Here is a 21123-nt window from a genome sequence, read left to right as displayed (position 1 = left end):
ATTGAAACCCCTATCTCCGGCAGCATGGTACCACTCCTCAAAGCCTTGCAATCTGTAGAAAGGAAGAAGGAGACCCGTTAAGGGCCTCCTTCTTACCACTACAGCCTAAAACGCAAATACCGCGCGAAGCTCTTCCAGCGTTTTGCGGATAGATGCAACCATCTCTTCTCGCTCGCGAAGCGCGTTTTCCAAACGCTCTCTTTCCTCCTCCAGCTGACGCAGCTTTTCCTGTACGACAATCACCTGGTTACGTAACCCCCTTATCTCTTTGACTAACCAAAACTCGTGGCTATTGATTTTGCCCCAAAATGACAGGACCTGGGGGTACTTCATCCGCTCTTCCCGCGCTATTTTCTCTAACTGAGCAGCAGTCAAACGGCCCGTCGGGCTCTGCTCCGCCGCGGCCATCAGCTTCTCGAACACCCTGCTCATCTTCCCCGCTACCCCGGCGGCCTGGCCCGTCATGTGCATCCGCTTGCATAAGCGATAGTACCGCCGTTCTACTGCCTTGGGCGTCCTGCCCAGCATGGCAGCCAAGTTCTGGACGGCCAGCACCTTGTTCGTTGCCCGGGCCATCCCCTCCAACACCTTTTTATCCTCTTCTGCCGTCCACCGACGGCTGCTGGTGATGTTTTGAATCATGTATTATACCTCCTTCTTTTTTGGGTTTTTTAGGCCGTTGCGGCCTCAGATATTTTTTTGTTTTTAAGGGCAGCCCCCGAGAGGTTATCTCTTCGACTGCCCTTCCGTGCGTATCCGCTGTAGGTTGATGGGCCCACTCAGTCTGTACGTCCCATCCGCCTGCTTCACCGCAAACCTGATGCAGGGAAGCGCCCCGCACCGGTTGTCCAGCACGGCAATAACCGCTGCCGCCAGAGGAGTCATCCCGGGAAGGATGACCTCAAAGTCGCCCCTCTCCAGGACGTCCCTGGGCAGGCTGTCCACAAGTTCAATAGCCTGCTTCCGTATCGCCCGCGGCACCGGCGGAATCGTCGGGTAATCCCTGTTAATTATGACATCGTACCTTTCGTTCTTCGCCGGAACCGAGTGGCCCGATAGATTGAACAGGTACATGGCACCCCCTCCGCTCCTTCCCCCGAAAAACTGTATCTCTGTTTGTGCCCGCTATATCTCCGCTTGTGCCAGCAAAAACTCCCGCAGCGCCCAGGCCTCCGGGTAGCCGGCCTTTTCAACTTCTTGACGGCTATCCGCGTATTTTCCACTATCCTTCAGGTAAATCCCCTTCACCGCAACTATGTAGCCGCGCCCCGCGGACTGACCACATTTTTGATACCTGCGGTATCTCCGCACGACTCTCCCTCCCCCCTTTTGACCCCTCAGGTTGACCCCTCGGAGTCGCCATTTTTTCCGGAAGGCCGCAAGTCGCGCCCGCAGCCTTACTCTTTCTCCTCAGCACTGGTGGTCGTGTCACCAGTACTACCAAGACCTGGACTTGCGCCCTCCCCCAAAAGCAATCTGGTCTATTGCTCTAGGGGCAGGGCGCAAGCCTGATAGCCAAAGAAAAAGGGCTGCGCCTGCTCCCCCTGCTCAGCAAGCGCAGCCCTCTTTTTATCCTGTCAGCCGGCGCTGCCCTCTGTACCAGGCAACCCGAACAAAGCCTGTATCTTGCCCGCCAGCCTTTCTTTACCAGCTTTTACCTGATAACTGCGGGTGTACATAGCAGCAGCACAGGAACGCAGCGAAGAAAGCCAAAAAGCCGCGCCGGCTGCACACCCAAAAACATACCGCAGCCAGCACGGCCTTCCCTTCCCCGCAGCGGCCGCCACCAGAATGGCCGCTCGCTAAAAAATTCTTTTCTTTCAATCCCAACGATTTTCACTGCCAACGATGGGCAACACCAAAGTCCATACCCACTACGCACCGAAACTTCATCCGCGCCCCGGTCGCGCCGTACGCGCGTGCGCTGCTCATGCGCAGTATTATCCACCAAAAGCCACGAATCGTCCGTAAACACCCTTAGCCGCCCTGAAGGGGCGGCTAACTCCATATTAGCACGCCCGCGGGACCCTGTCAAGGGTTTTTATCCCGGAGCGCGAAACCTTCTCGGAAGGCTCCAGCCGCGAACCAGTCCATCGGTAGAAAAAGAACTCCTCCTCCCGCAGCAGGTCGTCCCACACATACCGGGCCTGAAGCCCGGCCCTTATCCGGGACGCCACTCTCACCGCTTCGTCCTCCGTGGCCGCCACCACGACTGGCCGGCTGCCCTCAGGCACCAACCCCAGAACCAGCACGCACCGGTCCACCTCCGCTTCCCCAGCCCGCGGGCACACAACCGGATACTGTATCCCCTTTACCTCCAGCAGCGCGTCCCAGCCGCTCCCCGGGTCGGCACGGTACTCAAATATCTCCGGCAGCCTGAGATAAAGCTGGTGCGCCATCACCAGGCGGAACGCCCGCGGTGCGTCCCACTCCTCCAGCGGGAGCCTTAAAACCCGGCTCCCTTCCGGGCCCAGAGTGTAAAGCGGCGGGGTGCACCCCGTCACCAGCCTGTCCAAATACCCCCACCGCACCAGCTTCGACAGCGCAGCCCTCACCTTCTCCCGCCCGGCCCTGAGCGCCAGGGCGGCCTGGTTGCCGCTGTAAACCTTCCACCTGCCCGCCAGCTCCACCAGACCGCCCTCCAGCCCGCTGCTTATTACCCCGCCGCGGCCCCCGTGGCTCTCACGCCGCAGCTCGTAAAAGGCCCGGGAAAAAGGGCCCATGGGCTACACCGCCTTCTTGCCCAGCACCCTTATTATCTTCCCGGCCAGGCCGCGCTTCCCCACATAGCCGACCACCACCATGACCTCGGTACCTACTTCCGGCCGGTCAAAGTACAGGAACGGGGCCGTAAGCCGCACCCCGGGCTCAAGCTCCACTATATACCCCTTCGGGCTGGTGCCTGCTATCCTGCCCAGGTACACACCGCCCTTCACGTACTTCGTCTTCGCCTTCTCCCACGGGTCGGGGAGAAGCACGCGGTGGCTGGCCCTCACAACGCCGTTCTCCCTGTCCAGGTAGTACACCCGCACGTCAAAGCTGTCCCCAGGCGATACTACATCGCGAGCGTCCTCCACCATGCTCCAGCTGAGCTCGCGCACGGGTATGAACGCTATGACGCCGCCGATGTCGCCGTAGGCGCCTTCCTTCACCACCCACCTCACCGTGCACGTGCGCACCGGACCCTTCTGCTTGGCCTCCTCCCACAGGGCCGACCGCTGGACCCTCAGCTCCCGCATCTTCTCCGCATCGGAAGTCTCGCTCAGCTGCTGCGTGAGCTCGTTTATCTTCGCCAGTATCGGCTCGATTTCAGCAGACGCTTCTTCAAGTTCCTTCCAGGTGACCGAAGCCATCTGGCTCAGGGCGCTGTTCCGGTCGAGATAGACTACGCCCTTGGCCCTGTCGATGGCCTTCACCCGAAAGGCCACCACGGAGCCTATCATGGCCGACAGCCTCTTCGGGACGCGCCCCATGTCCTCGGGCGGTATTATCCCCTTCACCGCCCCCAGGTTCACCACCAGGCACTCGCCCAGTTCGTTCTCCTCAACACCGGTCACCCTGCCCTGGAGTATGCTCTTCTGCTGCAGGGCGGCATAAAGCTCGTCCCACTGCTCCTCAACAGCCTCAAGCTTCTTCTTTACGCCAGTGTAGCCTTCAGAAAGTATCATACCGCTCATCCCCCTCCATCAAACATAATTTGTTCTGTTGCCGGGTTTTGTTACACTTTTCTGCGCCAGCACTAGGCCAGCACTCCCGGATAACTATTTGACCCGCCTCATTTTAGACTGAAGGCGCTCCTCTATTAAGAGCGCCGCCTGCCTCAACACAGCCGCCCACCTCAGGGCATAGGCCCGGAACGCTTCGTCCTCCAGACCCTCCCCGAGGTAGTGCTCTATGTCCGGCAGGGCCGCCTGCACCGGACGGCACAAACGCTCAAGCAGCTCTATCAGGGCCGCCCCCTTCTTCACCGCCCGGTTCTCAAGGGCCTTAAGGGCGTTCTGCCGGTCGATGATGTCGTACTCCAGCTGCTTCTTCTGCAGCCGGAGGCGCGCTATCTCCTCTTTCAGGTTCTCCTTCAACTCTTCTGCCTGGGTGTATTCCGCAAGCCTCGCTTCCACCTCCTCCAGCTTCCTCTGCAGGATTCTCAATACAAAGTATCCCCTCTCGCTCTCTTCTTTTAGCTTCATCACCTCCTTTACTTTAAGCTCCGCTATCTCGTCCCCCAGGGCTTCGTACAGGTCGCGCTGCGCCTCCGGGGGCCAGGACGCTATGTGGACTGCTGTTGTGGGTTTCAGCTTGCCCCTCTCTACCAGAAGCTGCAGTTCAGGAATCAGGTCGTTGAGCTTGTCGTAGTTTTCTATCTGCCGGGGACTTAAACCAAATTCTGATGCGAGCAACTGACTCGTCTTCCCCGAATAATTAGCGCAATTATTGCGCTCTTTTCTTCCCCTCCTCTCCCCCATCAGCTCCTTCTTCCGCCTTATCGCCCTGGCCACCTCCATCGGAGATAATGCCCTGCTCTCCAGGTTAGCATCTATCAGCATCAACTCCGCTTCAACGTCGTCTACTTCAACTACCCTTACAGTCGTTTCTTTGACACCCAGGTACTCCAGCGCCTGCTTCCGCCGGTGGCCCGATATTATCTCATACCCACCCTCCACAGGCCGCACCACTATCGGGTGCAGCAGCCCGTGCTCCCTTATGCTCAGCGCCAGCTCTCTCACTTCCTCCGGGTCTGCCGCCCGAAAAAAGTTCCACGGGTTCTCCCGAAGCTCATCAAGTCGTACTTTCATTTCAGTGTATGACAATTGCGAAAAATTCATTCATTTACCCCCCCTTTTCTCTTTGAGCTTTCCTGCTTGCGCCCTCGGGAGTAACGTATTTCACAAACGCGTAATCTCTTCCATACACCAGGCCGAATACCAGGCCGACTGCCCCGCGGCGTCCCAGGCGTCCTGGCCAGGTCACCAACAGCCGTAAAAATAATTTTCCCTGCCGCTCAGCCAGTGATTAAGAACACCCATAAAAATCCAGTTCCAGCTTAAAAGCCATTGCAGAACAACTCATGGTGCGCGGGGAATATCCTTCTTTAGTTATCAAAATCTTCACTAACTTTTGTTTACTAACAAGCAACGCTACCAGTCTGCTGGTAGCTACCAGACGATTTGGGGCTACTTAAATTGCACCTGCGTTTCGGAACAGACCCCAAAACAGTTAAAAACGTAGTCCCCGTTGCCGTATCTCAAGAAGAGCCTCCCTCTGGAGCTCCGTAAAAAATTGCTTTATTTTTTCCCACTCTTGCGCAGTCATTTCTTTCATCTCGCCCGACACTGTTAGTACCGGCATGGGATCTTCTTCGGCATCGACAAAGTATCCGAGACTCCGAACCAAATGAAGCCAGTTATAACGTACACCAGAGTATTTCTGCTCGACAATACCTTTCAGCTCTTCGAAAGTCACCGAGTTGCACCGCTAAACCTGTACCGCCCGCAAGGTAAAATCCCATAGAGCGAAAACTTTCTGCTTTCTCTAACGTCTCCAGCAAACTTAGGGCCTCGGAAGAAATACACTCCGCAAACATGTAACTTGCTCCCAAGGAATAGCGTAAAAATTGGCCATCATAACTGCCGTCCGCGGAGATATCTGCCTGCTGGATTTAACTACCGCAACAATCTCTTCGTCTGTATAAGTTGCAAATAACTACCGATAGGCATCCTCGTCGCCGAATTCCAGCACGCGCTCTATAATGTACCTTTTGTGTTTTTCCGTGTCCAAGCTTTCGGGCACGGTGTCCCAAAAAAGAGAGCGAAAACGTACAGGCACAGAAGCCACACAGGCCACTCCCTTTTACAAAAAAAATAAAAGCCGCCGCTACAGCGACGTCAAAAAACACAAAAACCTCTCTCCCCGGAAGGTGTTAACGCCCAATGTCACCCCCTCCCGGGGCCGTGCGTGCGACCTGCTTTCGGCTTTAAAAATGCAAAAAGCAGTACCTAACCGTCCCTGGGAAACCTGTTAACGCTTGATGTCACCCCCGGGCTTCGCTTACTCCGCTCAGGTTCAATTATATTCGAACCATCCCAAAAAATCAATGCTCTACTATCAACCCAATAGCTTGCTTTTCTAGAGACTTATCCGAACGCTTTCTTCGCCTTATCGTATCATATCGCAGTCCCGCGACCCTACCCCTGGCCCTCCGGTCCCCGGGCGACCCGCCGTAGACTGCACGGTCAAGACCGCCCACGGAAACCACGCCGCGCGCCAGGGCTTCCATGAGCAGTGCGCTTTTTAGCTTTAGCCTTTTTCTCACCTGTGTCACACCCCTCTCCGAACTCACCTAACCCAAATTTATTGCCCGGGCGATAAATTTTAAGACTTTAAAAACGACGAATAGCACCGTCCGGTACCGATTACTGATGTGTGGGCTGTGTTGACTCAGGAAATGTTATCAAAGACGTATTTGAAGGCTATTGTAGACGCAGTTGACTTGAGTCAACATGCCCCGCTCAAACTTTTTGCCAGGCGTCCCCATTATTGGCCGGCTAATACTTTCGGCTAATACCTTTTCGCGGCTAAAGTATTACTCGAGTAATACTTTTTGTTACTCGAGTAACACTTTAGCCCCTGAAGTTGAAAAATATTGTTACTTTATCAATTTTGACAATCTTGCCGAATTTGATAAACACCTTTTACCAGTACTGGAAGTTCCTTACCGCAAATTTCGGCAAAATTACCGATTTTTGCGGGTAATTTTTGGAAGCAAATTGTTTATGCATTCCGGCAAAATTGCCGATTTTCACAGGCAATTTCAAACAGCAGCCCTCGCCCTCCCCGTCCGGGCCAGGCCGGCCAAAGTATCGCGCGCGCGATACTTTCCGCTACGCCTCCCCCTTTCCACCGCCTGGGCCAGGTCGGCCTCGGAAGATATACATCGATGTATAAAGTGGGTAATTAAGCGCAGAAGTTGCTCCGTAAAAGTCCCTGAGGTATGAAATACTCCTTTCCCCCGACCCTGCGATAGGCCGGGGGTGAAAAGTATTCCGCGTGGAATGAACCGCTAATTAAGCATAAAGGCTGCTTTGCGAGAAATCCTTGAAGAATAAAATGTCCAGTCGACTGGACACCTTTTGTAATTACCCCCAGGTTCCTTCCAGTAGGGATGCCTGACTGGACATTTCACGCCAGGCTACGCCTCCCCCCTCTCCACCGCCCGGGCGAGGTCCGCTACGGAGGGCCTGGTGTAGACCGCCGTGCTGTCCAGCCTGGCGTGGCCCAGCACCGACGCCACTTCGACCAGGTTTGCCCCGGACCGGAGCATGTTCGTGGCGCAGGTGTGCCTCAGGGTGTGGGGGTGTAAATCCGATATCCTGGCCTTCCAGGCGTACTTTTTCACAATGCGCCAGGCGGCCCCGGGCGTGAGGGGCCTGTCGTCTGTGGCCCCGGGGAACAGCCAGGGGGACCTGGGATATTTCTTTTCCCTGACCGCCAGCCACTCCCGGAGGGCCCTCCTTGCGGCGGGCGGTACAGGTACTTCCCTGTACTTGCCCCCTTTCCCGCTCCGGACCACGATTACCCCGTGCCTCTCCCCCACGTCCACGTCCTCCAGCCTCAGCGATACTGCTTCGGACACCCTTAACCCGCAGGAGAGCATCAGCCTTATCAGTGCGGCGTCCCTGGGGTCGCCCTCCCTTTCGACCTCCCTGAGCAGCCTGTTGACCTCGGCCCTCTCCAGGGCCTGGGGCGCCCGCCTGGCCTCCGGGACGCCCTTCGGGAAGTCCGGGAGCCTGGGGGCCAAGCCCTGGTTCACGCACCAGGACAGCCAGGACTTCACCGCCTTCATTCGGCGGTTTACCGTGTTGGGCTTTAGCCCCTTCACGTTCCGCATCCAGCCCTGGTACTCACGGAGGTCTATGCTGGTGATTTTCTCGGGCTCCGGGTCCTCCCCGAAAGTGCCCCGGTACCAGGAGGCGAAGGCTAAAAGGTCCTTGCGGTAGCCGGAGACGGTGTGCGCGGAGGAGCCAGTGTCCTTCAGGTGGGAAAAGTAGCGGTCAAAGGTTTCGCTCACTTAAGCTCACTCCTTTCATGGATTTAATTAAAACAAGGCCCTGAAATACAGTACTGGCTGCCGAAGTGCTCAAAAACTTCTACCGGTAGAACTGCGCCTGGAGACCTGCCCTGGCAGCCCTCTGTTTGCCTCCCTGATAGAACTGCCCGCGGGAAGTGCCCTTCAGACGGAGGCCTGCTCTGTGTAGGAGTTTCTTAACTCCGCCTCGGACGCAAATACTAACCAGTTCGTAAGGTAGTAGCCCAGACCGGAATAACCCCTCAAAAGGCCACCACTGATTTACAAAGCAAAAACCCCGGGAGAGTTTATAACTCCCCGGGGACCGAAAAGGGGGTAAGGAGTTATGAAGGTGTCCCGCCCTGGTCTGCATTGACGCTCACCACGTCAAGAGGCGCGGCGGGCTCTGTCATCTAAAAGTATATCATAGCGATACTGCTGCCGGCGGGTGAATTTGTCACGCGCGCGACAAAATTGTCCGCGCAAGCGGACAAAATGGCTGATCCCGGTAGAAGGCTCCGAGCGGAATCCTGATGGCGGAATCAGGCAGGCTCCCCTAAAGCGTCCAAATTTTGCCTTTCACGGCCGTGAAAAATTTTTTCACGGACCCCCGCTGCCTTTCTTCACGGACTCACGGGTTAGCGTGAAAACGTTTTCCGTTTGTGCGGCCAGCAGCATATTGGTTTTAGAACGAACGTTCTAGAGAAATAGAACGATGTCTTTTGCCTGCTGCAGAACTGAGTTTCATATCACCGTTCTAAGGCTGCCAAAAAAGCGGGGGCCCCGGAGAGGCGAATGGCCTTTCCGGGGCCCCTGAGTGATGACCTGCTTGTAGTCCCCGAAGTTATTATATACGCCTGCGCCCGGGAGCGCAAGGTGAAGCCCATGTTCACTCGAGTGAACGCCGGTCGATAAGATCCTCAAACCCATTCTTGCTACCGACCCTGAATGAACAACCCCTTAACAGGCGTCTAACACTTTGTTGACGGACTTCTGCCAATTGCGGCACGCGGAAGCCCCGGAAGGGTTTCTCACCCCTCCGGGGCCCCTTGGGTGATGACCTGCTTGTAGTCCTCGGGGGTTATTATATACGCCTGCGCCCGGGAGCGCAACCGGATTATGCCGGGGTTCACAGTGTAGTTGACGGACATACACCATCTCACGCACCGTGGTCCGGCAAAAGTCCGTCAACGCACCAGTTGACGACGTCAACCCCAGAATTTGGCATTCTGAAGCGGACCTTTTGGGCCCACCTCAGCCGGTGCGTTTACGGACTCTCACGTCTCCGTAGACCGCCGCCTTAAAAAGTCCGTAAACGCAACAGTTTACGTCGTAAACCCCAGAATCTGGCACTTTTGCGGTCGTTGTTTTCTGGCACCAGGCAGGGCAGACCCCGATTTTTACTAATTTATTCCAACCCGCTTTGCCTTGATTTTCTAGGGCTGATTATTTTACCGCTTTTATCCACCCAAAAAAATAAGGCCAAAAGAGCGCGTCGCGGGTGGGGGTACGTAGGGTAAGTACCGCCGGTAGGGACACCCAGCTTGCACCAAACGACAGTTGGAGGAGTTCGGGAGATTAAGAAATTATGCAGTTAATACATCTTTTCTTTCATCAGCTGTCTTTTACGCAAGGCAACCTGCTTGTGAAGGTGGGAACAAGTCTTCCCCGCCGCAGGAGTTTTTTATACATCGATGTATACCGCACCAAAACTTAATGGGTCAGGAAGGACCAGGGGAAAGTTGATGTATATATGCTCCCCAGCTGCCTCAGAAAAGACCCGCTTCCGCGTTGCCTTGAGCGCTTTTCGGGGCCTTAGCGGGCGCCTCCGGGCCCTCCCCCGGCCTTTTCCGGCCCCATTTCATCAAGGCAAGGAACATTGCCTTGAGGGGTTGCCTTTTAAGTGTAGACGGCCTAGTGCTAAATAAAAAGGCCGCTGGGGAATAACTCCCTGCGGCGGTTTTATTCCTTCCTAGACCAGGCACTTGTTTGCTATATACCTGAACGATATACTTTACTGCAGGTAGTCTTCCAGTTCTTTGATATCATTGATATCAAAGATGTTGTCGATAATCTGCTGCAGGACATAAACGTCCTGCTCTTTAATTCGGACCAGATACTCCCGGGGTATTTTGCGGAACTTCTTGCTTAAGAGCCTGATGGTTACGTCCATCAAGGATTCTTGCTGTCCTTTTTCCATACCCTTTTCCATACCCTTTTCAAATATCCGCTGGTAGCCGGCGGATTCCTCTATGTTAAGCATTTGTTCCACCTCCCGGAAAACAAGGTCAATTGTTTTTTGGTCAAAAACTAGGCCGGCGAATATCTCCGCCCGCAACAATACGGTTTTTTTAGTTTCCGGGTCCAGGTTGCTGCTGAGAATATCTTCCGCACAGCGCCGCAGGAATTCTTTACCACTTCTCTGGCGCTTTTCCCTGTCTACTACAGGTAACAAGGAAAGCAATCGCTGGTGGGGACTGTTTTTTAGTTCTTCATAGGTTATATTACCCACATCGATAAGGTGGTATCGATAATCCAGCAAGTTTTGGTCGCTCAGTCGATACTCAAGTTGACTGGTCATGGTCGCAGGCCACTGGCCAAAGTAGATTACCAGCTGGTAGACCGGCAGGTGGTAGGTTTTGTAGATTTCCAGGGCATAGCGCAACATACGGTAGGGCATCTCATCGTCATTACGGCTTTGGAATTCCAGGTGGACGGCCACAGGTCCTTGCAGGCTTTCAGCTTTTATTACCAGGTCGGAAACCCTGGTTTCTATATGGGGAAATTCGATTTTCAAGTCGCCAGTTACCCTGACCTCAAGGGGACCAAAGTAGTTGATGAGTTCCTGAGTTTCGTCGGCGAAAAGGTCCTTGATGGTGATATCGTACCTGTTACCGCTTTTCGGCTGCAGTTAAACCACCACCTACTATCTTAAGTTTATCAATGAATTATTGCAGGGGCAAGTCTGTTATGGTCTGGCGCATTCCCAGTTCTAAATTTCCAGCAGCAAGGAAGGTAGGAAATCTAATAGGCGGCAGCAACCTACTCTGAAGACTTTTAGCACATAAGCTCTACGGGTATCCTGGTCCCGGCAATCACAGGCTTTCCCCTAAGCGCCTTGGGATCGGATTTAGTCAAACCACCTACCATGTACACCTTCCCTCTTTGTCAAACATCCTGCTTCCGCCGGTCGATAATTAAAACCAAGTCCTGAATTACTCCTGTCAGTATTATACCCGGCAAAGACATATCTTTTCCAGCACTCCCAGAAAATATTTAAGGGCCGGATTCCCAGGCCCCTCTTACGCTTTACGCCGCCTCTTCCTCCCGCCCGGCCCCTTCTATCAGCCGTATCAGCTCCAGCGCCACCTTCCTCACCGCCCCCCCACTCCAGGAGCTTCTCAGCGTCCCGGACCCAGCCGGCCACGTAGTCGAAGCTGTAGCCGGACGTGTCCAGGCCGAAGTGGTGGGCTGCGATGTAGGCCGCGCCTTCGGCTATGGCTTCTCCGCGCGCCCTGGCGTCTCCCCCGTACTTCTGCCTGACCTCCGGGCCGTCCACGCCCATCCGCCAGGCCAGGCCGTGGGCCACTTCGTGGAGTAAGACCTTCGCCCGCATGCCTTCGTCCAACGTGGGGTCAAGGTGTATTTCTCCGCTTACGGGGTCGAACTCTCCCTTGGCCCCGGGTATCAGGCAGCCTCACCTGACCGAGAAAGGGCTGACCTTAAGCAGCCGGTCCCATATGTACCGGGCCGCCTTCCCGCCGGGCACTTTCTTCTCCTCCGGCGGCTGCGGCAGGGGCTTGCCTTCGGTCTGGGACACGTCGAAGACGTAGGCCACGTGGAAGCCCACGACCCTCTCCTCTTCGCGCTCTACTACCCGGACCTCCCCGGTCTCAGGGTCAGTTTCTTCGACTGCGACTCTAACCTTCCTGATTGTGGGGGCAAATATCGCTATGCCCTTCTCACCCTTCTTGACCCTGCGGCCCAGGGAGTTCCAGGTCCTCAGCCCGGCCACCATCGTCGCGTGCGGGCGCTGCCTGTAGATAAGCAGGGTGTTGTGCAGGCTGTACTCCCGGAAGCGGGAGATGAACTTCAGGAACTCCGCCAGCTGGCCCTCGGCCAGCACCTCTCTGACGCCTTCAATGAGCCTGTTGTAAAGCTCCCTCACTTTTTGGTCCTTGCTGTTCGCAAGCCTTTTCATTGTACTGAGGGCGGGCCCTTATCGGCCCGCCCCACTCCCTCCTTTCTGGTGGAATGGTCTTGGCGGGCCGGCTGTTGGCCCGTATAAACGAAAAGCGGCCTGTCTTTCCAGGCCGCTCACGAAAGCTCGCTCAGTCTTTTACTCTATGCTCCAATCTCCTTCGGCAGCTCAAGCGGGACGCTCTTAGCGTACAGCACGTCCGGGCATATGTCCGCCCCGTTGGGCCAGACCACAGTGCGCGCGTCAGGATCAACTCTCACCTGGCGGAAAAACGCCGGATCCCTCAGGGGTTCAAATACCGGCCCCTTTATAAAGGGCCGGATATCAACCACCCGGTACTCCCCATTCTCGAATTCCAGAATCAGGTGATGGTTCCCAACAGGGTACACGCTGCGGACCTCATGGCCTGTGCTCTGAATACTTCCGCCGCACATTCTCGACCTCTCCCGTCCGGCCAGCTCATGCTCTATCCCCGGGGTAATCCGCAACCGCACGAGATACTGATAGATAGTATTCGCATGCCGAGAAGCAGCAGGGCTGCTGCCGGCCGTAAACGTCGAACCGGACAAAATCACCCCTGCACTCTTTCAACAGCCCAAGGCGCCGGTACGTATACGCATCTATTCCCACCACCGCACCAGCAGTCCTGCCAAGGTAGGCACCCACCGCCAGCATCAGTGCCAGTTCTTCCCGTGAAGGATAATACTCCTGCTGGTCCCCTTTGTATGAAGTGAACATGAACCTGCGGCAGCCAAGGGAATACGCCTTGACAGCTTGGTTTCTCAGCGCTTCTAGACCGCCTTTCGTAAGGAGAACAACCGCCGTGACAGCAAACGGGGCCTCTCTCCCCCAGTCCAGAACAGCTTCCCACTCCCCCTTACCGCAGGACACTCCCAGGTAGTCCAGGTTCTTCAACCGGTATACCCTTTCAGGTAAGGTTGCATTCGTGGTCAGGGCGGTGGTAAAACCGGCCTGCCGGGCAAGGTGTAAAAAGTCGTTCACACCGGGATGAAGCAGCGGTTCACCGCCACCAAGGGCCACCGCCCGGTACCCCGCCTCCCTGCATGTTCCGAGAACCTGCCTGAAGGTGGTTTCGTCCATGAATTCGCCCGTGTGCGCCTGCTGGCAGTACCCGCACGCCAGGTCGCAGGCGGTCGTTATCTCGACTGACGCAACTTTCATGGTTTATCCCTTTCTTCTTGTTTCTCAGTTTCGCCCCCGCTCTCATCGGCAAACAGGCCGGAAAGTTCGTCCCGCATCTTTGTAAGTATCCCTTCCAGGGCCTCAATCCCCTCCGGAATATAAATGCTCCGTGCTTCTTCGACGTATTCCTTCATCTTCCCCACAAGCCAGTCCCTGAAACACCGCCCCGTCCGGTAAAGCGTCCAGCAGTAGTGGGCTTTCCGGTGAAGGTAAGGCACTTTCTCTTCTAGAGCCCCGTAAAGCTCGTAGAACCGGTCGTGGCACGTCTGGGAAGCAAAGACGCACCAGTAGAACAGTTCTTCTTCGTTTTTTTCTGAAGGAGTTATCGTCTCCAGCAGATACCGCCCTACAGCCCGAATTTCGCTGTCTACTTCCTCGAATATTTTCTCTACCTGCTTGGTTTCTTCTTCCACCCACCAGTGGCCGACCAGATAGTGATCCACAGTAAGCCCTTTACATACTGGCGGTATCCTCTGTTCAAGCAGGCGCCGCCGGTGCTCCCTTAGTTCAGCAGGCAGAACGGGGTCCCCATAGTCGCCGTGCATGATTTCATCCCTGATGTCCTCAATGTAGTCCCGGCGTGAGTATCTCCCTTCCAGGAGATAGCTCATGTAGAGCTTAAACTTCCATCCGAATTGCTCCTTTGCCCGCTCCAACACTTGTTCAACATATGTCTTGTCGACATCTTCCAACGTGGCTAAAGAGGGAATGGAAGCTCCAACTTCGCTCGGAACCTCAACGTGAAAAGCCTCCAGAGCACGGCCGCACTCCGCTGATATCTGGCGTGCAAGAATCACTAGCTCCTGCCGCAGCTTTTCTACCTGCTCCCAAGAAAGATTGCGTAAAGTGTTTTCCAGGTCATCGGTTAAGGTAATGACAAAACCGGGTTCGGAGTGCTCAATTATCATTTGCTTGGACATTAACTACACCCACCCCTTTCAACGGACCTTGTGCCACCAATACTCTGTTAGCCGACCAGTTAAGAATCATGTACCCGACATCTTGGTTCTTAAGTTGCCCTTTTTCCCTTAAGTCCGCACGAGCACGGAAACCGCCACCCCCAACGTTTTACCTTTTTGTCCCTAACCCCCGGCAACGAACATTAAACGTATTCTATAGCTGGGTCGCATCTTCCTTTTCCCTTCGAAGCAATGCTATAATTCCCGTAGAAGGAAGTGGTCCCGTGCCTGGACATGAACAGCAGCCCAAACTACCCCACCACCCGCACGATAAAGGTTACAAACAGCTTCTGGCTTACAAAAAGGTGTTCCTCGAACTCCTGAAAACCTTCGTCCGCGAACACTGGGTAGAAACAATAGACGAAAACAGCCTTATCTTAGTGAACAAATCATATATCCTCCAGGACTTTCAGGAAAAAGAAGCCGACATCATCTACATGCTTAAAAATAAAGACCGGAGCATTATCTTTTACATCCTTTTGGAACTCCAATCAACTGTAGACTACCTCATGCCTTTCAGGCTGCTGTTATATATGGTGGAAGTCTGGCGGGACGTTTACCACAACACTCCCCAAGCTGAACGGGAACGTAAGGACTTTCGGCTACCGCCCATCATCCCAGCAGTTCTGTATAATGGGTCCACTCAATGGACAGCCGCCCGTACCTTTAAAGAAATGCAGGCCGGTTACGAAGAATTTGCTAAATACCTTCTCGACTTCCGCTATCTTCTTTTTGATGTAAACCGCTACAGCGAAGAAGAGCTTCTTAACGCGGCAAATTTGATAGCCAGTGTTTTTTGCTAGACCAAAGAATTAGTCCCCAAGAACTTGTGAAGCGCCTTCGTAAACTGGCCAGGGTAATAAAGACTCTTACTCCTGATGAGTTTCGTTACCTAAAGGCGTGGCTATTGAACGTTATAAGGCCCAAGCTACCTGTGGATGCGCAGGTGAAACTTGAGAATATCCTATCAGTAAGTTATCCCTGGGAGGTGGAAAAGATGATAAGCAACCTGGAATTGGTGCTAGAAGAGATGCAGCGGGAGGCTTGGTTAAAGGGACTGGAGAAGGGTAAACTAGAAGGCGAACTGGAAGGCGAACGTAAAGCCAAACTGCAAGTAGCCAAAAACTTACTGCTTCTCAATGTCGACGTTGACACCATTGCCAAAGCTACGGGATTCAGCTTAGAAGAAATAGAGGACCTTAGGAAGCAAACGGAACACTGAGACCTAATGCATCTCTAACCATTTCAGCTTCGTGGCCTAAATTCTTTAAGCTTTCGCTACCTGCTTGCTAACATTCTCGTTCAACAAAAATTCATTATCTCCCTTTCCACCTTCTAAAACCTCTGCTGCATACTCGAGTGCCGCAGCAACATCTTCTCTGGTCAAAAATGGATACTGCTCCAGAACCTCCTCAATGTCCATAGTAGCTAGGCATCTCAAAATAAATGCAACCGTTAACCGCGTCCCTCTTATTGTCGGTTGTCCCAACATCACTTCAGGGTTGCAACATATCCTGCCTACTGCCCGCATTTTCCACCTGCCTCCCTTTGGAACGTAACTAAAAGCCCGGCTTCCCCCAGGTAGTGCCTATTACCCTTGCCGGTCGTACCGAGACGCACATTTCGCATTTCATCCCAACCGATCACGCTGGCGAGAAAACTTCAGCAATCATGCACTTCCTCGCTTTCGAGATGGAGTCTAGCAAAAGCTTTAGTGGTCGTCAACAAGTCGCAGGCTCCAAGTCCGTGTCAAGATACAGTAGGTGCGTCTAGAAAGAATTTCTCCGGATGAGACCCCACCATTTGACAGTATGGCTTTGTCGTACAGGTCAGCCAAATAGGGAGAAAGCATTTAAGAAGGTGTTGGATTGTTGGCCGCCTTGTGATATACTGGCATTGGCCATGACGTTTCGTATGCTGTAGAAGCCCCGGTAACTACTGTTTTCATTCTCCTCGCCTCCCGTATTGTCAGCTCTTGCAAAATGGAGTGATGCAATGTGTTCAACAGAATAGACGATTTATTGGCCGATATCGAACTACTCGGCAGTGTAAAAACCTTGTCCCCTGATGAATTCAGTGAACTCAAAGAGAGACTTAGAACTCCTGATGCAGAGAAGTACGTAGATATAATCCTTGCCGGAGGGAAACCAGAAACAGCCCTTTCCGAATATGTTTTTCGTCCTCTCCTGGAAGGAAAAGAGTACCTCTCCCTCAACCTTAGCCCGCAAATAAAAGCAGGCAAAGGCTGGGTAGACTATCTGATCCAGCATTACACAGGCAACCCTGTCGCGGTTGAACTGAAACCATTGCATGTGACCAGGGCTGGCAAAATCGTACTTTCTCAGCTGGAAGCGGAATTTTTGCGCTTGCTCCAGGACGACAAAAACCAGGTCAAGCAGTACCTCCGGGATTATGACTACGTTTTGTTTACCAACCTGAAGGAAGTCTATTATTTTAACCGGGAAGCCATTTTTGAGTTCAAACCGTTCTTGAAGGAACCATTTGTCAATCTGGTGAAAGATTTAACCAAGAACCCTGACTTATGGGATGTCGTAAGACGTAAGGAAGACATCACGCCCAAGCACGACCTTGACCAGCGCTTCTTCGCAGACCTTAAAAAGTGGTATGCAGAAATGGAAGAGGTGGAGTTCACATCCAGCAAAGAAGAGCAAATTGTTCGCATCCTAAGCAAATTTATCTTTGTGAAAACACTCGAAGACTACGGCCTTATCCCTTTCAATTTTTTGAAAGACACCTTCGCAGACAAAGAAAAAAAGTGGAAAGCAAAAGGGTACGCGAAGGTCCTGTCAGAGTTTCTCCAAGAAGTCGATAAGTGGTGCTACGAATATTACGACACCGAACTGTTCCGGGAAGACACCTTCCGCTACTTGGTCCAAACAGAAAAGAACCTTGCCAGGTTCCGGGCTGCCATCGAACGGGTACTCGGCCTCTCCGAATGGTCTGCAACCTTCGGAATTGGCTTGCTATACTACAACTACCGGAGCATTGATGAAGATATATTTGGAAAAGCTTATGAAACATTTCTCGCAGAACAGAAGAAACAGCAGGGAATATACTATACTCCGGCTGATGTTACGGAGCACATGAGCCGGATGATAGTTGCAGAGCTTTTTGTGCCTATAAAGAACGACCTCCTGAATGCCCTCGAAGCAAAAGACTACGAACAGGCAAAAAACCTAGCACTCAGGTTGTCCAAAATCCGGATCATTGATCCCGCCTGCGGTTCTGGAAGCTTTTTGATAAAGGTGTTACGGCATATCTGGAACGTGTATCAGGAGATTAACCAAAAAACACTCTGGGCGGTTGATTACACGACTTCCCAGACAATATTCGAACCTGACCATATAAGGCTGCCAAGGGAAAAAACAATAGAAGTAAGGGAAATCCTCGGCCTGGGAAAAGAGTCCCATGATGGTCGCCGTCTCATAGCACTGTTAATCTTGAGACACCTGCACGGTATAGACCTGGATGGGAAGGCGTTGGATGTAGCCAAGGTCAACATCTGGAAAGAAGCCCTGAAGCTGGCCCCAGAGCACTTCAGGTACAGCGCACTGCCCCGGAATGTCAGCCATGTTCTGCCGGATCTCGAGTCTAACTTTATCAACGCGGACACGTTAATCGACCTGCCGACAGAAAAGTGTTACGAACTGCTTGCAAAGTATAGAGACAGTATCAGGAAAATGCAGGAATTAAGGAACTCTTACCTCTCAAACCCGTGGAACCCTTCGATAATCGAACAGTACAAGAAAATAAAGAACACCTTGCTGGCGGAGCTGTCGGCGGCTTTTAGAACAGAATACGGACAGGCCCCTTCAATTCCTCTCTTTGCCCCTCTGAATTTTCACTACTGCTACTTTAATGACGCAGCGGACCCCGAAGAGGACCCCGGGTTCGACGGTATCATCGGGAACCCGCCTTATGACGTCTTTGAGGAATCGCCATTCCACAAGCTTTCCGACGCAGCCGGGACAAGAAACCTGTTCGCTCATTTCATTGTAAAGGGAATCCAACTGAATAAAAAGCGCGGCGCCCTCTCCTTCATAGTCCCACTTTCATTCTCCTGCGGAAGCACTTTTGAAAAAGTGCGGAGAGCTATATACCAAAACTATGGAAACTTAAAAGCCGCCCACTACTCCATAAGACCATCAAAAATATTTCCGGAAGCAGAGCAAAGGACTACGATTTTCTTCGCACGGAATAAAGGCGAAGGGCCGTGTGTCGTAGAATCGTCGAGACTCTACCGCTTCAACCACTGTGATAGAGAAAAAGTAATATTTACCCCGGTGATGGGATGTGCGGGCGTGCTCAGTGAGGGTTTTATCCCTAGAGTAGCGGATGATACAGGAGCTTCTGTCTACAAAAAATTTAACGCCATAACAAAGACTGTCGCTGACTACCTCACAGAGGACAACAAAGGTTACCCAGTTTTTTACCACTCTGTCGGCAGATACTGGCTCAAGGCTTATGATTTCATTCCCTACTTTACCAGAAACGGAATCCCCGGAATTTCTACGAATTTGAGGCAACTTGTGGCAACATCTCCTAAAGCTGCTAAAGCTATTGTCGCCGTATTGAACTCCAACCTTTTCTACTTCTGGTGGATTATCCAGTCTGATGAATTTCACGTACTCAATAACGAAGTGCTTTCTATGCCGTTGCCCGAAAGCGTGCTTTCCGATGAGCAGTTGATAAAAGCGACTGAGGAATTGATGAAAGAATATCAAAGGAGTGCCCTGCGCAAGAAACTCCAAGTAAAAGGAGTAACCATCGAAATGGACGAAATACACCCCAGAAAATCGCTACCGTTCATCCTCCGCATCGACGCATTTCTGGCACCCCATTACGGATTAAGCGAAGCCGAACTAAACTTCCTCCAAAATTACGATATGGAATTCAGGCAAAATGAAGAAGACCCGGAAGACAGAGAACCCGCTTAACAACATCAATTAAGCATAAATAAGCAGTACCACCCAAAAGTATTCTAGACAGTTAGGCTGCACACTAGGGCCATATTACAACCTACGGACGCACCGGTAAAACTTGAGGACATCCTGGCAGTAAGTTATCCCTGGGAGGTGAAAAAGATAATAAGCAACCTGGAATTGGTGCTAGAAGAAATGCAGCAGGAGGCTTGGTTAAAAGGATTAAAAGAAGGTGAAGAAAAAGGCAGACTTGAAGGTAAACTTGAGGGTAAACTGGAGGGTAAGATCGAAGCTAAACTGGAAGTAGCAAGAAACTTGCTCCTTCTTGATGTTGACCTTGACACTATTACCAAAGCTACAGGGCTTAGCCTGGCAGATATAGAAAGCCTTAAAAAGCAACTAGGGCATTGAAGTGCTTCTATCGACTTTTTCGCGACAGGCCAATATCTGACTTCCCTCCTCCAGCCGGGGCGGATGAGCTACCGATTGTTTTCATTAATAAATCTGGAAGGGGTCGGTAAGTATCTTTTCGACTTCTGCTATGGGCCAATCTAGTAGCCAGTTATTTCCTTCTAGAGTAAAAAATTACCCCACGAGGCTGTAAAGCGCCTTTGCAGGCTGGCCGAGGTACTGAAAAGGGCTTACCCCTGGTGAGTTTTGCTATCTGAAGGTGTGGCTGAAAAAAATACCATGGCTGCATGCTCCGGAAAACCGGCCAGGCATTCTTCCCCCGAAACTTTAAACCCAACTCTCTTATCAATGCCTTGTCTTTGTTGCTCACTTCATTGCTATTGGCAAAAATGAGGGATAAAGCTTCCTGGTGGGACATAAAGTGTAAGTCCCGGGGGTCTTGAATCTCCTTCATCATGACATAAGAAACCAACCCTTCGCTGCCCGGATAAACTACCAGCCCATAGGTTTCCTTTAACTCTCCAATTACGGCGCAGTAGCCTACCTTTCCAGTTTCCGGGTCCTGAACGCCAAATAGACTGTCCTCACTCATCCATTGCCAGGGGCCTACCTCCCGAAAGGCCTGGGCCAGGTTGTAAAGGACCTGCCACTGAGATATTGTAGCTTCTTCAGCCATTCTTACTTCCCCTTTCCTTTGCGCCGCGTAAGCGCATACCCATCTTTACCTTCCTACAATCATCCATAACCCGCCCTCAGTACATGTCTCGCAGCAACCCGATAATTTAGCAGTCCAGGCCAATCTCTTATCGCCTGCCTCCCCTCGTCTACGCCGAAAAACCACCAATAATTCGGATTACACATCTATGCCAGTCTTACAAACAGTTTTAGAGTTCGAATGCCCTCGGGAGCACTACTACCCATCGGCAATCATCTCAAAGATTTTTACAAAAGTAAACCCCTAGAGCCCGACCGCGCATGTGGATGTGGAGCTTCTTCAATGCTCCACACCCAGGAATTTCCTTAGGTCACTTCCACTGGTCACCTCAAATATCTTCTCCGCCAGCTCATCAAGCTCCCTCAAGAAAAAAGACTTTATCCTCTCCTCTGCCTCCGAAGAAAGGAAACCTAAACGCTTCTTTAAAACCTTTGTTAAATACTTCCCTGCGGCCTCCTCCAGACCCTGCTGGAGCCTTTGCTGTGACCCCTGCTGTAGGCTTTGCTGTAGGCCTTCTTGCAACCCCCTGTGCCACCCCTCCTACATAAAACTAGGGGCCCGAGATTTTAGTCCCGAGCCTTCTTCTAAGCCCGCTCTATTATCGATTTCCTGCCCGCTACATCCTTAAC

General features: G+C 52.7%; 25 protein-coding genes. 4 read left to right on the top strand and 21 right to left on the bottom strand.

Annotated features, from left to right (window positions below):
- Nucleotides 1-105: 105 nt before the first annotated feature.
- The 18 genes from B9A14_RS08230 to B9A14_RS08130 form a co-directional block, all read right to left on the bottom strand.
- A complete protein-coding gene (locus B9A14_RS08230) occupies nucleotides 106-642 on the bottom strand; it encodes a hypothetical protein (RefSeq protein ID WP_084665233.1) in 537 nt (178 codons plus the stop codon).
- A gap of 84 nt (nucleotides 643-726) precedes the next feature.
- Nucleotides 727-1074, bottom strand: a complete 348-nt coding sequence (csx15, locus tag B9A14_RS08225) for a CRISPR-associated protein Csx15 (protein WP_084665232.1) — start codon at nucleotides 1072-1074, stop codon at nucleotides 727-729.
- A 51-nt stretch (nucleotides 1075-1125) separates the two neighbouring features.
- On the bottom strand, nucleotides 1126-1311 hold the full coding sequence (locus tag B9A14_RS08220; RefSeq protein ID WP_084665231.1) for a hypothetical protein: 186 nt from the start codon (nucleotides 1309-1311) through the stop codon (nucleotides 1126-1128).
- A gap of 343 nt (nucleotides 1312-1654) precedes the next feature.
- A complete protein-coding gene (locus B9A14_RS17120; RefSeq protein WP_172839101.1) occupies nucleotides 1655-2008 on the bottom strand; it encodes a hypothetical protein in 354 nt (117 codons plus the stop codon).
- Nucleotide 2009: 1 nt separating this feature from the next.
- Nucleotides 2010-2630 (bottom strand): hypothetical protein, encoded by a 621-nt coding sequence (locus B9A14_RS08210; protein ID WP_157109865.1) that lies wholly within the window; start codon nucleotides 2628-2630, stop codon nucleotides 2010-2012.
- A gap of 96 nt (nucleotides 2631-2726) precedes the next feature.
- Entirely contained in the window at nucleotides 2727-3668 is a 942-nt protein-coding gene (locus B9A14_RS08205; protein ID WP_172839100.1) for a S1 RNA-binding domain-containing protein, read from the bottom strand.
- Between the two features lie 93 nt (nucleotides 3669-3761).
- Nucleotides 3762-4823: a ParB/RepB/Spo0J family partition protein gene (locus tag B9A14_RS08200; RefSeq protein ID WP_084665227.1), complete on the bottom strand. Its 1062-nt coding sequence runs from the start codon at nucleotides 4821-4823 to the stop codon at nucleotides 3762-3764.
- A 391-nt stretch (nucleotides 4824-5214) separates the two neighbouring features.
- Nucleotides 5215-5460 (bottom strand): hypothetical protein, encoded by a 246-nt coding sequence (locus B9A14_RS08195; protein ID WP_084665226.1) that lies wholly within the window; start codon nucleotides 5458-5460, stop codon nucleotides 5215-5217.
- 240 nt (nucleotides 5461-5700) lie between these two features.
- A complete protein-coding gene (locus tag B9A14_RS17965; RefSeq protein ID WP_269456767.1) occupies nucleotides 5701-5832 on the bottom strand; it encodes a DUF6922 domain-containing protein in 132 nt (43 codons plus the stop codon).
- Between the two features lie 256 nt (nucleotides 5833-6088).
- On the bottom strand, nucleotides 6089-6310 hold the full coding sequence (locus B9A14_RS08185; protein ID WP_084665225.1) for a hypothetical protein: 222 nt from the start codon (nucleotides 6308-6310) through the stop codon (nucleotides 6089-6091).
- 876 nt (nucleotides 6311-7186) lie between these two features.
- Nucleotides 7187-8065, bottom strand: a complete 879-nt coding sequence (locus tag B9A14_RS08175) for a tyrosine-type recombinase/integrase (RefSeq protein WP_084665223.1) — start codon at nucleotides 8063-8065, stop codon at nucleotides 7187-7189.
- A 2011-nt stretch (nucleotides 8066-10076) separates the two neighbouring features.
- Nucleotides 10077-10859, bottom strand: coding sequence for a DUF4351 domain-containing protein (locus tag B9A14_RS08160; protein ID WP_231967975.1), 783 nt, complete (start codon nucleotides 10857-10859; stop codon nucleotides 10077-10079).
- Nucleotides 10860-11119: 260 nt separating this feature from the next.
- Nucleotides 11120-11212, bottom strand: coding sequence for a DUF433 domain-containing protein (locus B9A14_RS18270; RefSeq protein WP_084665219.1), 93 nt, complete (start codon nucleotides 11210-11212; stop codon nucleotides 11120-11122).
- On the bottom strand, nucleotides 11193-11690 hold the full coding sequence (locus B9A14_RS08150) for a hypothetical protein (RefSeq protein ID WP_172839099.1): 498 nt from the start codon (nucleotides 11688-11690) through the stop codon (nucleotides 11193-11195). The genes B9A14_RS18270 and B9A14_RS08150 overlap by 20 nt, the downstream gene beginning before the upstream one ends.
- 69 nt (nucleotides 11691-11759) lie before the next feature.
- Entirely contained in the window at nucleotides 11760-12263 is a 504-nt protein-coding gene (locus B9A14_RS08145; RefSeq protein ID WP_084665217.1) for an ArdC family protein, read from the bottom strand.
- 143 nt (nucleotides 12264-12406) lie between these two features.
- A complete protein-coding gene (locus tag B9A14_RS08140; RefSeq protein ID WP_231967974.1) occupies nucleotides 12407-12652 on the bottom strand; it encodes a DUF2442 domain-containing protein in 246 nt (81 codons plus the stop codon).
- 70 nt (nucleotides 12653-12722) lie between these two features.
- Nucleotides 12723-13445, bottom strand: coding sequence for a radical SAM protein (locus B9A14_RS08135; RefSeq protein ID WP_084665215.1), 723 nt, complete (start codon nucleotides 13443-13445; stop codon nucleotides 12723-12725).
- Complete coding sequence (locus B9A14_RS08130; RefSeq protein ID WP_084665214.1) at nucleotides 13442-14386, bottom strand: hypothetical protein; 945 nt, start codon at nucleotides 14384-14386, stop codon at nucleotides 13442-13444. Before B9A14_RS08130 ends, B9A14_RS08135 begins: the two co-directional genes overlap by 4 nt.
- A 263-nt stretch (nucleotides 14387-14649) precedes the next feature.
- Between B9A14_RS08130 and B9A14_RS17730 the strand changes: the two genes are divergently transcribed.
- Both B9A14_RS17730 and B9A14_RS17725 read left to right on the top strand, forming a co-directional pair.
- Nucleotides 14650-15228 (top strand): Rpn family recombination-promoting nuclease/putative transposase, encoded by a 579-nt coding sequence (locus B9A14_RS17730; RefSeq protein WP_231967973.1) that lies wholly within the window; start codon nucleotides 14650-14652, stop codon nucleotides 15226-15228.
- A gap of 26 nt (nucleotides 15229-15254) precedes the next feature.
- A complete protein-coding gene (locus tag B9A14_RS17725) occupies nucleotides 15255-15647 on the top strand; it encodes an RpnC/YadD family protein (RefSeq protein ID WP_231967972.1) in 393 nt (130 codons plus the stop codon).
- A 45-nt stretch (nucleotides 15648-15692) separates the two neighbouring features.
- Here B9A14_RS17725 and B9A14_RS08120 read toward each other — a convergent pair whose 3' ends face one another.
- The gene (locus B9A14_RS08120) at nucleotides 15693-15956 is read right to left on the bottom strand and encodes a DUF433 domain-containing protein (RefSeq protein ID WP_084665213.1); all 264 of its coding nucleotides are present in this window, start codon (nucleotides 15954-15956) and stop codon (nucleotides 15693-15695) included.
- Nucleotides 15957-16422: 466 nt separating this feature from the next.
- Here B9A14_RS08120 and B9A14_RS08115 point away from each other — a divergent pair, with 466 nt between their 5' ends.
- Both B9A14_RS08115 and B9A14_RS08110 read left to right on the top strand, forming a co-directional pair.
- Complete coding sequence (locus tag B9A14_RS08115; protein WP_084665212.1) at nucleotides 16423-19383, top strand: Eco57I restriction-modification methylase domain-containing protein; 2961 nt, start codon at nucleotides 16423-16425, stop codon at nucleotides 19381-19383.
- 138 nt (nucleotides 19384-19521) lie between these two features.
- Entirely contained in the window at nucleotides 19522-19779 is a 258-nt protein-coding gene (locus tag B9A14_RS08110; protein WP_231967971.1) for a hypothetical protein, read from the top strand.
- A gap of 151 nt (nucleotides 19780-19930) precedes the next feature.
- On the opposite strand, the gene B9A14_RS08105 is transcribed toward B9A14_RS08110, so the two are convergent.
- Together B9A14_RS08105 and B9A14_RS08100 are read right to left on the bottom strand one after the other, a co-directional pair.
- Nucleotides 19931-20455 carry a DUF7309 domain-containing protein gene (locus B9A14_RS08105; RefSeq protein ID WP_084665210.1) on the bottom strand — a complete coding sequence of 175 codons (525 nt, stop codon included), beginning with the start codon at nucleotides 20453-20455 and terminating at the stop codon, nucleotides 19931-19933.
- Nucleotides 20456-20773: 318 nt separating this feature from the next.
- Complete coding sequence (locus B9A14_RS08100) at nucleotides 20774-21016, bottom strand: DUF4351 domain-containing protein (RefSeq protein ID WP_084665209.1); 243 nt, start codon at nucleotides 21014-21016, stop codon at nucleotides 20774-20776.
- Between the last annotated feature and the right edge of the window lie 107 nt (nucleotides 21017-21123).

This window comes from Thermanaeromonas toyohensis ToBE (assembly GCF_900176005.1).
Classification (GTDB): Bacteria; Bacillota; DSM-521; order Neomoorellales; family Neomoorellaceae; genus Thermanaeromonas; species Thermanaeromonas toyohensis.
This window is presented reverse-complemented; position numbering and strand designations above follow the sequence as displayed.